This window comes from Shewanella bicestrii, from assembly GCF_002216875.1.
GTDB lineage: Bacteria > Pseudomonadota > Gammaproteobacteria > Enterobacterales > Shewanellaceae > Shewanella > Shewanella seohaensis.
Map to the genome: position 1 here is coordinate 3,692,840 of NZ_CP022358.1, position 12,755 is coordinate 3,705,594.

Below are 12,755 nucleotides of genomic sequence, written 5' to 3' on the forward strand. Positions count from 1 at the left end.
CAGATGTACCAGACTTAGCGTGACTCAAAGACCAATAAAAAGAGTGCCTAGGCACTCTTTTTATTGATTAGAGGATACGCTGGCGCGTTAAGGATTGCTGGCGAATTTGCCGGCCGTGCCAATAATGCCAACCAAAGCCGCCACAGAGTAACAGCCCTAAAAAGGTGTGTAATAAACTCGCGGCCAACTGCGCCGATTCTGAGCTTAAGTAATACAAGCCAACACCCGTTAACGCTAATGCCAATAGACTGAGTGACATCACTAATCCACTCTTATGATTAAGCTTTTTACGCCAGCCAGCTCGGATATGGCTATGCCACAGTGCGCCGAGCAACATGAGCATCAACCAGCCCAGCAGCACATGCATCACAACTGCGGGTAAGCGCAGATCCCCGCTCAGGCCAAAGTCCACATCCCACTGCAGCTTAAACTCCATCACCCAAGGCAACATAAATAAGCCCGTAAGACCTGTCACTGTGATGGCAAGGATGATCAACCAGAAAAACCAATTGGGATAACCACTTAATTTTTTCATTTTTATTTATATCGTCAAAAATACTCAAGAATGATGAAAGCGTTATCGACAAATCTTAGGGCGCGAAGTTGACTAAATCGCCACCCAACTGCTGAATTTTTGCTGCGGCGGTAGCATCGTCAAGGTAACCCGCGACCTTGGTTAACGCATCGGCGCGCCAGGCAAACGGTGCGCGAACACTCACAACCCTTTCTTGGTCGCTGGCACACTGCTGCTCGTCTAAATTGCCCGTCGGTAACAATAACGCGGGGTAATCATGGCTTAAATGCTGGGAAACCCGTGAGCTGGCAAGGGCGGTATTACTGACGTTGATCTTTTGACTCAATCCGTTCGGACCGCGGCACAACACATTTAATGAAGCGCTGCCAAACACCTTTAAATCGCCACCCGCATTCACCCAGCCGCCGCACACGCCAGCCCGTCGCAATTCAGTGACCGCCATATCGACCGCATAGCCTTTAGCGATACCGTCTAAGGTCAAAATTAACGGGCGAGCTAACCTTGCTTTATCCGCTTGGATTTCAATATCTCGCCAATCCCCCTGCAACAGCAGCGGCATTCCGAGATAAGCAGGCAAGGCGCCGCGGGACATCATCTCGCCACCCACAGTGCAGTTGAAGAGGTTGTCACTGGCCCTGCCAAACCACTTGGCGAGCTTCAACACCCTCAGGCTATCAGGGCTTAAGGATATCCAGTGCCCCGGCTGGCGATTCAGTAGATTAAGCTCACTATCCTGCTGGTGAAAACTGAGTAAGCGGCCAATATGGGCCACACGCGAAAAAGCCGCTGTTATAGCGGCTTGAAGGGCAGACTCATCCAGTGAAGGATGAGCGTTGTGCTCGGCAACGGACTCAGCGGCAATTTCGACTAAGGTACCGAGTAAGGGTTTGGCTCTACGTATCACTATGCGACTGACTGCGACAAAAAGAGTTGATGGATAACAAGTAACCGTTTTACGCCATCGAGTAAATTACGGCAACTTAATGTGGCCCCACTAATATTGCTGACATCTTCATCGAGTTTAAAGGGATCTTTGAGGGTTTTACCGTGGAACTGATCGCGCCAACTCGCTTCACGCACTTGGCCGCCGTGGGTTTCACGATAACTGAGCACCTCTAACCCGAGCACTTCGCCCTGCGGACTGATGCCGATGGCGTAGGTAATATACTCATGTTTACCGACAACATCATCCACCACAAACCAACCGAGAAACTGACCGTCCTTTTCAACTTTCCAGATCGGTTGCTGATCTTGGCGTTGGCGAACGCCCGATAAATCTTTGATCTGATCTTTCGCATCGGAGCTCAGTAAGGTTGGACGCTCACTAAATACCGCTGCCTTATCAAAAATCAACGCCTGCGCTTGGGCCACTGTTAAATAATCCGCAGAAAATGCAGGGGCGGCAACTATGACCATTGGCATAAACCACAAGCTATTCAGATATGTATGCGCCATTTCAATACCTAGTGTTAAAGCAAAAGCTTGATTCATCGCAGGCAGAGCCACTCTGCCCTGCCTATGAGTAAAATACAAATTAGAAGTTAAATGCCACTTTTAATCTGACTTCTTGTTCTGTTTTTTCAATCAGATGCAGACTGGTGTCCTTTTGACCTTCGTACTGCTCACCGCCACCACTTAACTGAGGTAACCAAGTGAGGGTCGCCCACCAATCGGCGCTACCATAGTGCAATGAAGGGCCGGCGAAGAATGACCAACGCTCTTGACCAATCTCAGTCTCAAATTCGGTCTCGAATAACACTTCGGCACTGATAAACCAGTTAGGCGCGAAACGGTAGCTCAGGCCAGTGCCCATTTTCAGCTCCAGTTCCATCTCAGGGTCGGTTGACCAGTCAAAGTCTTCAGGCAAATTCGCAATTGGTGCGCGGTCGGCATAGGTCGATTCCATGCCAAGGTTGCCAACCCAAATTAACTCGCCTTCAAGCATGTACTTTTGAGTCTGTAAGCCTAAATCGAGTGACAGGGTGTCTTTGTCTTGACCAGAGTGCACATCAATCCAGTCATAGTCTAACGAGGCGGTCATAGACAGACCGATATCATCCTTGGCAGGGCTTAAAAACATGTAGCTTAAGCCGACTTCAGCGCCAGAGGTGGCAAAACCAATGTTTTTCTCTTTCGGCAGGTAACCATCGATGATTAAGCCACTGGTATCTAAAGACATAAACTTAGCCGAACCCGATACCGCAAACTTATCGGTCACACCGTATTCCAGCTCAGTTTCGTAATTGATGCCGCGGTAAGTGCCTTGGCCTTTGTCGTTACGCAACGTCACTTTTTGATAGAGTTCAATGGCTTCTTTAGGCATAGCCTCAGCGCCTTTGACATAACCAAATAAATCTTCACCCGCAGTGGCTGTGTGGCTGATACCGAGTGTTAGCACAGAGGCAGCGACGACACTCAGGCGATGACGAGAAGATGTGCGCATTTAAACAAAGCTCCAAAGAGTTATTAACATAATTTGGAGGCGATTCTAGTAGAGCAACAAAAACAACGCAAATCATTATCATTAGTGTTTTATCAGATAAAGTACCAAATAATAAGGATATTTCATTTAAAACATGATGTTACAAATTAATATTCAATTAATATTTTTTTGCTATGCAAATCAATCTGCTCAGGTCATCGCGCATTTCTGCTCAATGACTATACTCACCACAGCCGTGAATCGGCTCACAGCCACCCTACTCACACAAATACAGGGTTCATTCATTGCGTGGGGACAACAAAATAGTGGTAATTAACCAACTGATAAATAAGGGCTAAACTGAGTAAAAACCACGATTTAAACCTCTTTTTAACGAACAGATCACAACGGAAGTAAAAACATCTAGACGTCTAGATTGACAGTAAAATGGCAATCCAATATGCTTGGCACCAAGTTGCTAGGATATGATGCCAAAGCGGCATAGATTTTAAGCGAGTTCGACTGCCAAGGATCACGCGGACAACCCGCCGAGTAAAAGAGAAATTACATTGAGTCAATCAGCCCAAACCACTGCACCGAGTAGCCCGGCATCCTTTATTGCCCTGTTACCCTTATTCGTTTTTCTAAGTCTGTTTATTGGCGCAGGCGTCTATTTCCAAAGCCAAGGTGTGGACTTTGCCTTCTATCAATTACCGAGTGTGATTGCCATTCTGCCAGCCATTATTCTGGCCTTGGTATTATCAAAACAAAAACTCAATCAAGCGATTGATACCTTTATCGGCGGTATTGGCCACAGCAATATTATTGCTATGTGTTTGATTTACTTGCTAGCAGGCGGTTTTGCTGCAGTCGCGAAAGCCACAGGCGGTGTTGATGCGACTGTCGCCTTAGGTTTATCACTTATTCCTTCAAACCTATTACTGCCCGGCTTTTTCGTGATTGCCGCCTTTATTGCCACCGCAATGGGCACCTCAATGGGCACTATTGCCGCCGTGGCACCTATCGCCTTAGGCGTTGCCGATCAGGCACAAATTGATTATGCCCTGATGGCGGGCGCCGTGATGTCTGGCGCACTGTTTGGCGATAACCTCTCGATTATTTCCGATACCACTATTGCAGCCACTCGTACTCAAGGCTGTGATATGAAAGATAAATTCCGCGAGAACCTGATTTTTGCTATCCCGGCTTCACTGTTGACCTTTATCGCCTTTGTGATTGCAGGCCAAGGCCAAGCCGATCTAGCCGCTCAAGATATCGACTTTATTAAGGTAATTCCTTACCTGACGATTCTGGTATTAGCAGTCGCAGGGTTAAACGTGTTCGTCGTCTTGACCTTAGGCATTCTGCTGGCGGGCGCTGCGGGATTCCTGACCATGGACTATGGCGTTATCCAATTTGGTAAGGATATCTACGCGGGCTTTAGCAATATGCAGGAAATCTTCATCCTCTCGATGCTAGTCGGTGGTTTAGCCGCGCTGATGCAGCAACAAGGTGGTTTAGCCTTTGTAAGCAAGCAGATTGAAAAGCTCATCACCCGTTTCTCAAAAGCTCAAGGCGAAGCCTCATGCCGCGCGGCTGAATTAGGCATGGCAGGGATTGTGGCCGTCACCAACAGCTGCGTTGCTAACAACACAGTGTCTATCGTTGTGACGGGTGATATTGCTAAAGAACTGGCAGAAAAACACGGTGTTAGCCCTAAACGCGCGGCCAGTGTACTCGATATTTTTGCCTGTATTATCCAAGGATTAATTCCCTATGGCGCCCAAGCACTGCTGATTGCTTCAACCTTTAGCATCACACCGCTGGCGGCCGTCTCCCACGCTTGGTACTGCATGATCCTAGCGGCTGTCGCGATTGCGATTGTGATTTTCCGTAAGCGCCACTAATCTTATTCGACTGTCGATAACACAAAGGGAGCCATTCGCTCCCTTTGTTTTTATCTGCCTAAGGTTCAAATTAGCTCAAGACTTGCCATCAGTTTCGGATTAAGGCAAGTTACAGCGGGTTATTTGCGCGGTATTAACCTTAATTTACGGCATAGTCATTCACCCCAAAATGCATCCATAACAATATGAATCCGCAGCATGAACCCAGCTTTTACGACTTACATCGCCTGATCACTTGGTTGATTGTGGGCGCGGCGATGCTAAGTGCCACAGGGGTTATCATCGCGCTCTACGCCGAATATCAAGTCGTCGGCACATCAGCCCTGTTTATGCGTGCCGATTTTCTTGGTGACTATATCAACTCGCCCCTCGCCTATGTGTTTAACCTCGGATTATTAGCCGCAGGGATTTGTATGTTGCTCTCTATGGCCGGGCTCTACTTACTTAAGCTCGACAGCTTTAGCCAATATATTGCGCTCACCGGCGCCTGGGTTGGCACCTCAGTGATTTTGATGGGTATCTTTCCGATTAACTTTTTAACCATGCACAGACTGGTTTCCACTAGCTATCTGTTAAGCACGTTAACCCTGCATGCCTTGGTGATTATTGCGGGAATCGTGCCTAAACTGATCTGCCCAAGACCTTTGTTTTACTTAAGCTTATTAAGCTTTATCAGTGCCGTTTGTCTGAGCTTACAACTGGACTGGAGCCAGCTAGATTTCCCGCCCTGCGAGACAAACATTCACTTCTGTTTTGTCGCCGCCAATATGTGGCTGCAAACTAACCTCAATATTATTTGGTGCATCAGCCTTGCATTTGCCATGCGCCGTTTATCCAAAATCCTGTATTATCGCGCCCAAGTCCATCACCCGTTTTAGCTTAGTCATTTATGCGTCTCGCCAAATACCTTGCCCAATGCGGCATTAGTTCACGCCGTGAAGCCTGCCGCTTGATTGAGGCCGGACGCATCAGCCTCAATGGCAAGATAGCCAAGCATACCGATGCCGTGCATGTCGATGCTGACGGCCTATGCCTTGATAGCCTCTGCTTAGATGAAAAGCCCATTTCTGGCGCCGAAGCGCTCAGCTATTGGATCTTCAATAAAGCCATAGGCACAGATTGCCGTTTGTTAGACGCCGATAAATCCAGTTTGCTGCATTTACTGCCAACCACGCCAAGACTCTACCCTGTTGGCAGATTAGATAAGGATTCCCGTGGCTTATTGCTGCTCACCAATGATGGCGAACTCACCCATAAACTGATGCACCCCAGTTTTGCCCACAGTAAAACCTATCATGTGCAACTCGATAGACCCTTCAACGATGCCTTTATCGAACAAATGGCCTGCGGCGTGCAATATAAAGAGGTGCGCACACTCCCCTGCCAAGTCACGCGGTTAAGTGATGTGAGTTTTGAAATTGTGCTTACCCAAGGGTTAAATCGCCAAATTCGGCGCATGTCCAACGCCTTAGGTTATAAGGTGATTGACTTACAACGCGTCGCGTTAATGACATTAACGCTAGGCTCCTTAGCCGAAGGCGAAATGCGCCCACTCAGCCCAGAGGAAGTTACAGCGCTTAAAGCCGCTGTGGCAATTTAGTGGAAGACAAATGGCGAATGCCCTCAAGTTGCTAGCCTGAATTTGAGACAAATACCTGCGCGAACAATATCTGCCAAAGAGCGCCAATGAAGATAGAAACGCCTGAGTCATCTCAGGCGTTTTGATGGAACGAAGATAGCCTTTCAAGCTGATGCGTTGAGCTACTTTTTATCGGAACGAAGCACTAACTCCACTCTGCGATTCAACTTTTGTCCAGCGTCATTAGTGTTACTGGCCACAGGGCTGTATTCCCCGTTTCCGTGGGCGGTCAATTGGGCCGACGGAATTTTAAACCCGTCACTCAACTGCATAATCACTGCGGCGGCGCGGCGCTCCGACAGGCTTTGATTGTAACTCCGCTCGCCCTTGTCATCGGTATGTCCGACCACATAAAAACTCAACGTCGGATTCTGCTTAAGATAACTCGCGAGGACCTCGAGTACAGGCTTGGCCTCAGGTAACAAACGCTCACTATCATAATCAAACAACAATCCCTCTAATGTTGCCTTGCCTGTTTGGCTAATCGCATCGGTCAGGGCATCGAGATTAATCGCCACACGATCATCCTTCAGAGTAGAGAGCTCCATTACCCTAAGCGTAGTATCGGCTGGCGTGCCATCAAAATATCCTTGGGAATAGATATCGAAGTAAACATCTCCCTTGGCGTGGCTCAGCTTAAACAGCTGATACTCCTGCCATTCGTCCTCTTTATCGTCCTTGATTAATTTGATGGCATTGATCAGGTTATCATCGTCGCCGCAGGCCGTGCCTTTACAATGGAATACCCGCTCAGCCTGCAGTTTTTGTGCAGCTGCGGCATAATTGCTGTTGATTTCAAACAACGAATAGCTTTCAGGCATCTGATAACTGATTTGGGTAAGCTTGGCATCCAGCGATTTGGTTTGATAATCGGCGCCCGAGATCCCCACCAATACAGGCACTTGGATAAAGTTAGTTTGTTTGTAACTGGTAATATAACTGCCGGGCATGCGCCCCAATAAAGGATGGTCGGTCGCGCCTTGAGCATCGTCACTACGCCTATCTTTAATCTCAATCTGCTTCGGCGCCTGCTGTAAAAAGTCACCATTTGCTTGGATCAAATCTAGCGGCTCAGGAATAGCATCGAGGATATCGACCTGTAGATAGGTGTATCTGTCCTCGCGATTGACGACATAGACACTGGTGTAAACCTCACCACGAGTACCTTTCAGTTTTGCCGCCACGTAAGCACTGTGATAATCGGCATTCACGCTCTTAAGCGGCTTTAGCTGAGTTTGCATCGCTTGACCATCACCGCAGCTGGCGGCCTGACAGCTAAATAACACTTCAGCATTCAGTTTTTTAAGCTGTGCCAAATAGTTATTGATCACATGTTCAGGACTATACCCCTCTGGCAACTCAACGCTTTGTCGAGTCAATTTGCCCGATACAGGCAACAGAGTGAACTTATCACCATCCACTGCGGTAATAAGTTCAAAGGGCGTAAAGTGGATGCGCTTTTCTTCAGGCGATTTGGCGTCAGGAAAGGGAGTAAACAGCAATTCAGCATTCACCGCAAAAGTAGCGACACCGCAGGTCGCAGTCAAAAGTACAGCACTCAATAACATCTTATGTCCCATAAAAAATCCTTTTCTGTGGGGAATCTAGCTCTCGCGAAGCAATTAAATAGATAAAAATAGTGACGGGATAATACGATAAAATTTTTTACCTAGGTATTAAACGACATAAAAGTAATACTTTTTATTGAAAAGGAAATACGGGAAATACTGCGAAGAAATAAAGAAAAATATAGAAACCCCATCTTTAAATAGCACACAGAAGTAGAGATACCATGTTCATATGAATGTGAAAGAACAGCCATGCTACTAACGCTCACAGTTGCAACAATGGCAATTTTAACGACCATTGAACTGTTCATCTGGCTAAAAGCTTTTTGCCCCCAAACAAGACAGTCGAATCGGATATTGCGTTATATGCATTGCCACTGTTTCCCCAGTGACACGCCGTGAATATATCCCTATAGGCTCGACGGCGGCATCCATGCCGCCAACGGTCACTGTTGTAACAGTGGCAATCTTAACGACCATTGAACTGTTCATCTGGCTAAAAGCTTTTTGCCCCATTTCACGTTTCAGACTTCTCTGGCTTGACCAAGTTTTTGTAATGAACAAATTTGAAGTACTCGAAATGAATGTCTCTGCTTCTTTTGATTTTAAAGGTGAGGTATTTTATTTAAATGCTTATTTTAGTCGAAATGGAGCTTCGCTGTGAAAATGAAAACTTTAATACCAGTAATAGTCATCATAGTTACTGGGGCAATTATGCTGTTCAACTATTTTGACCATCAATCTCATCCTGCAGAGAACAAGGTTAATATAACCGAAATTACCCCCCAAAATTATGCCGAACAGCCTAGAAAAAGCTTAACAAAGCATGCCATAAAGGAAACCAAAGACGCACCCCAAAAGAGAACTGAATATAAGCAGTTATCAGAATCGGAAGTTAAAGGTTTGTTGGCGGAGTGCGGTATCGATGCTGAAGTATTGAATGGTAGTCAAGAGAATCATCCTAAATCAATGGTAGACGGGTTAGTAGGGTCTAGTCTGGTTGAAGAGCAACTTGTTTACGCATTATTTTCAAACCCATCAGATGATTCCAAGTTAAAAACCTTGAATCAATTTAGCCTGAACCATCCTGATGCGCCATTACCTCTGATAGCGCTTATAACTGAATGCGCAAGTGGTATAGAAAATCAAATATGTAATGCAGAGTTGATTGATCGCGCGGCTCCGACCATTAGAAATGATGGTTCTTTTTGGTTAGCCGCAACGGCCTATTTCGCCTCTCAAGATGATGACCGAGTATATGACGCTATTACCAAATTAGATGAAAGTGCATACTTTGCTAACAACTATGCCAAACGTATCAAGCTTTTTATGCAGGTAACAGAGAACAATCAATTCGGTCAATTTGGCACCAATTTAGTCAACGCCATTGGTATTGAAGCTGCAAATACTTCTTTATATTCGCCAATAGCTAAGTGGTGCAAGAATGAGATGAATGACGATAAAAAGTCCAACGCCTGCCTTACACTTGGGCGGAACTTGATAACAAGGCCTAGCACTCTTATGAATCAGATGTTCGGCTTTGGAATACAAAAAGGTGTGTATGATAATGAAAATAACGTAAAAGCAGCGCGTGAACTGCAACAACAAAGCGAAGAGATGATTCAGGATTCTGTACGTAGTAGCTCCCCTTATGCAGAACTATTCTTGCTTACCAATGAAAAGTTAGCCAAAGGTTGGTTAAGTAACATGGAAGAACTCGGTGAATTTGAAGCCAGTAAGCGACTCAATGCCGGTATCGAACAACTGGTACAGAGTGACCGATTTAAGCCTTGCCAAGTGTTATTTGACCGGCCTGTTTCAGAAAGAAAAGAGCAATAACTAGGATGTTATGTACCAAGCCACTGAAGTAAGTCATGATATGTGGGGCAGTGTAAACATTATTCGAACACCATACATTTCCTAATCCCACTACTCACATTTAGAGCCTTAGCACTAGCTCGCTTTTGTCCCAAAGCATGCTGTGTGTTTCTTTAAAACCTGCAAGCTACACCGATGCTAAAAGGGTGAGTCATGGTGATTGGCGAGACGACCGTCCGCCTCAAGGACGAGGCGGTCGAGCATCCACGGATGGACTTGCTGCGTGTCGGTGAGCGAATACCATGGCTCGCCTAGCAATACTGCTATCTCAACAGCTATCAGTAGTCATTGCACAAAAAAATAGCGATAAACTTACTTAGTTTATCGCTATTTTGATGCGTTGCTATTGCAGTCTTATATCACGCTTAAATGCTGATAATCCGGCCACTATAGGCCGCACCATTGCTGATGCGGCGATGGATTACTTAACGATTTCCATCTCGGCTAACAGGTTGTCGGCATTATCTAAATACTTCATTACCCACAGCATATAACGGCTATCGACTTGGATTGAGCGGTTGATATTGTCGTCGTACGCCCAGTCACCTATGATGCTTTCATACACGCCATCGAACAGCAAACCCACTAATTCGGCGCGGCCGTTTAAGGTTGGAGAACCTGAGTTACCGCCGGTTGTGTCTAAGGTCGACAGGAAGTTTACTGGTACAGAATCGATGGCTTTCACATAGAAATCACCGTATTGCTTCTGCTTGATAAGCTCTAACTGCTTTTTCGGTGCATCGAATGGGTCAACGCCAGTGTCTTTTTGCACTATGCCTTCGAGGCGAGTAAAGGGCTTAGCCACTAAACCATCTTTAGGTTCATAACCTTTAACATGACCAACGGTCACGCGCAGGCTAGAGTTCGCATCGGCGTACACTGGCTTACCTTGCTCACGGTTATAGGCGATGATGGCATCCATATATTGCGGACGCACTTTCATCAGCTCGCCATCTAACTCTTTCTCTTTCTTCTCTTCGCTCATGTTGGTGTCATACATGGCCACGGCGAATTGAATAAAAGGATCCTTAGAGGCTTTGAAATCATCGACGGATTTTTCCATCCAAGCTAAACGCACATCTTTGTTGCCCAGCTCGGTTTTGGCGTACATTTTGTCTAAGGTTTTCGCAAGTTTAGCTTCGTTAACCTTTTTATCGATACCAAAGGCTTTATCCATTGCTGGTAAGCGCTGCGCCTCGGGTAACGCGGCATAACGTTTAAGCATATCCAAGAGAACAGCCTTATCGACACTTGGCGCATAACGGCGGTCAATACGTTCCATGCTCGCCTTGAAACGTGTCATATCGCGGTCTTGGAAGCCGGGTTCTCGTTGCATATCAGGCAATTGCTTCTCATGGGCTAAACGGTACAGATTGGTCGCCGTTGGCACCATAGTGGTGTTGCCAATGTAGCTTAAGATCATATCCCGTTCTTGATGGGCTTTGCTTTTGGCGATCAGCGCGTCTAACTCGCTTAAGGTTTTACCGTATTTGGCTTCGCGGCTGCTGTCTTTGGCAATCCATGCGGCAAGCTCGGCTTCACGGGCCTTGCGGTCGGCTAACATGGTGGATTTGCCATAAAACTCGATCATCGAGGTGAAGTTTTTAGCGTAGTTCGCTAAGCCAGCGATTTGGCTCTCGTACTTAATGCGCTCGTCGCTGCCTTCTGGTGCCGTTTCTTTGATGATTTCAATAAAACGTTCGCGCAGCATCTTGCCTTCTGGGTAAGCCCATTCGAACTGATTTTGCACTTCGTTCGCGGTGCGGTATCTGTTAGTGCGGCCGGGGTAACCCGCCACCATCACAAAATCCCCTTCGCTCACACCTTTGGCCGAGACTTTTAAGAAACTCTTTGGCTCGTACGGCACGTTGTCGGCGCTAAATTCGGCGGGTTTACCGGTTTTAGACACATAGGCGCGGTAGAAGGAAAAGTCGCCCGTGTGGCGCGGCCACATCCAGTTATCGACATCGCCGCCGTATTTACCAACGCTGCCCGCTGGGTTATAGACTAAACGTACGTCACGGATTTCTAACTGTTTTACCAGATAATATTCTAAGCCGCCGTGGAAGCTATACACTTGGCAGCGGTAGCCTTCATCCTTTTCACACTCGGCAACGAGTGCTTTTTCTTGGTTCTCAACGCCTTGATAAAACTCACGGCCCGCTTTGTTTTCAAGCCCAGCGTTGACGCGCTCAGTCACATTGGTCACCTCTTCGGTGACATAAACGCGAGAACCGGGCGCGGCGGGTAATTCATCGGCAAAGGTTTTAGCTAAAAAACCGTCCTGCAACAGGTTTTTCTCTGCAGTCGAGTTATATTGAATCGAACCATAGGCACAGTGATGGTTTGTCACCACTAAGCCTTTTGGCGAAACAAAAGATGCCGTACAGCCACCTAGGCTGATCACAGCATTCATGGGGAATTCGGTCAGTTTGGAAATCGATTTCGCATCAATCTCTAAGCCTTTCGCTTTGAGTTCATCGGCCATTGCGGGCAATTGGTGTGGCTGCCACATACCTTCATCGGCATGGGAGGCAAAACTCGCCGCCACGGCAACTGAGAGTAACCATTTTTTCATTATCTTAAGTCCGTTTTAGGTGAAGAAAGCCGAGCGCTTGCGAGGCCATTTCTTATATTTATTGGGATTACATGCCGCTTTGGTTAACGCTAAAAAGCAAAAAGTCAGGCACTAGGCCTGACTTTAGCATATCGCACGCACTCTATAACAGAGTTAGAAAAATTCGCTTACAAAGCAAATACATTCATCATATTTATCGGTTTAACTCTGCCACTGGAGTACGTTCAG

11 protein-coding genes are annotated in these 12,755 nt (G+C 46.7%); 5 read left to right on the forward strand and 6 right to left on the reverse strand.

Features of this window, described 5'->3' with window-relative positions:
* Window positions 1-67: 67 nt before the first annotated feature.
* From CF168_RS16185 to CF168_RS16200, 4 genes are all read right to left on the reverse strand, one after another.
* Window positions 68-535 (reverse strand): hypothetical protein, encoded by a 468-nt coding sequence (locus CF168_RS16185; protein WP_086904340.1) that lies wholly within the window; start codon window positions 533-535, stop codon window positions 68-70.
* A 55-nt stretch (window positions 536-590) separates the two neighbouring features.
* Window positions 591-1,439, reverse strand: a complete 849-nt coding sequence (locus CF168_RS16190) for an FAD:protein FMN transferase (RefSeq protein WP_089068333.1) — start codon at window positions 1,437-1,439, stop codon at window positions 591-593.
* On the reverse strand, window positions 1,439-1,990 hold the full coding sequence (locus CF168_RS16195; protein ID WP_011625395.1) for an FMN-binding protein: 552 nt from the start codon (window positions 1,988-1,990) through the stop codon (window positions 1,439-1,441). The genes CF168_RS16190 and CF168_RS16195 overlap by 1 nt, the downstream gene beginning before the upstream one ends.
* 79 nt (window positions 1,991-2,069) lie before the next feature.
* Window positions 2,070-2,978 carry a DUF6662 family protein gene (locus CF168_RS16200; protein WP_089068334.1) on the reverse strand — a complete coding sequence of 303 codons (909 nt, stop codon included), beginning with the start codon at window positions 2,976-2,978 and terminating at the stop codon, window positions 2,070-2,072.
* A gap of 548 nt (window positions 2,979-3,526) precedes the next feature.
* On the opposite strand from CF168_RS16200, the gene CF168_RS16205 reads away from it, so the two are divergent.
* The 3 genes from CF168_RS16205 to CF168_RS16215 all read left to right on the forward strand — a co-directional run bounded on the left by CF168_RS16205 (window position 3,527) and on the right by CF168_RS16215 (window position 6,464).
* Window positions 3,527-4,864: a Na+/H+ antiporter NhaC family protein gene (locus CF168_RS16205; RefSeq protein WP_089068335.1), complete on the forward strand. Its 1,338-nt coding sequence runs from the start codon at window positions 3,527-3,529 to the stop codon at window positions 4,862-4,864.
* 185 nt (window positions 4,865-5,049) lie between these two features.
* A complete protein-coding gene (locus tag CF168_RS16210; protein WP_089068336.1) occupies window positions 5,050-5,742 on the forward strand; it encodes a hypothetical protein in 693 nt (230 codons plus the stop codon).
* 11 nt (window positions 5,743-5,753) lie between these two features.
* Entirely contained in the window at window positions 5,754-6,464 is a 711-nt protein-coding gene (locus tag CF168_RS16215) for a 23S rRNA pseudouridine(2604) synthase RluF (RefSeq protein WP_089068337.1), read from the forward strand.
* A gap of 161 nt (window positions 6,465-6,625) precedes the next feature.
* Here CF168_RS16215 and CF168_RS16220 read toward each other — a convergent pair whose 3' ends face one another.
* Window positions 6,626-8,083: an OmpA family protein gene (locus tag CF168_RS16220; protein WP_089068338.1), complete on the reverse strand. Its 1,458-nt coding sequence runs from the start codon at window positions 8,081-8,083 to the stop codon at window positions 6,626-6,628.
* A gap of 421 nt (window positions 8,084-8,504) precedes the next feature.
* On the opposite strand from CF168_RS16220, the gene CF168_RS22485 reads away from it, so the two are divergent.
* Window positions 8,505-8,735 (forward strand): hypothetical protein, encoded by a 231-nt coding sequence (locus CF168_RS22485; RefSeq protein WP_157705973.1) that lies wholly within the window; start codon window positions 8,505-8,507, stop codon window positions 8,733-8,735.
* The gene (locus tag CF168_RS16230) at window positions 8,732-9,910 is read left to right on the forward strand and encodes a hypothetical protein (RefSeq protein ID WP_157705976.1); all 1,179 of its coding nucleotides are present in this window, start codon (window positions 8,732-8,734) and stop codon (window positions 9,908-9,910) included. The genes CF168_RS22485 and CF168_RS16230 overlap by 4 nt, the downstream gene beginning before the upstream one ends.
* A gap of 460 nt (window positions 9,911-10,370) precedes the next feature.
* Here the strand turns inward: CF168_RS16230 and CF168_RS16235 are convergent, their stop codons facing one another.
* Window positions 10,371-12,527 (reverse strand): S46 family peptidase, encoded by a 2,157-nt coding sequence (locus CF168_RS16235; protein WP_011623769.1) that lies wholly within the window; start codon window positions 12,525-12,527, stop codon window positions 10,371-10,373.
* Window positions 12,528-12,755: the final 228 nt, after the last annotated feature.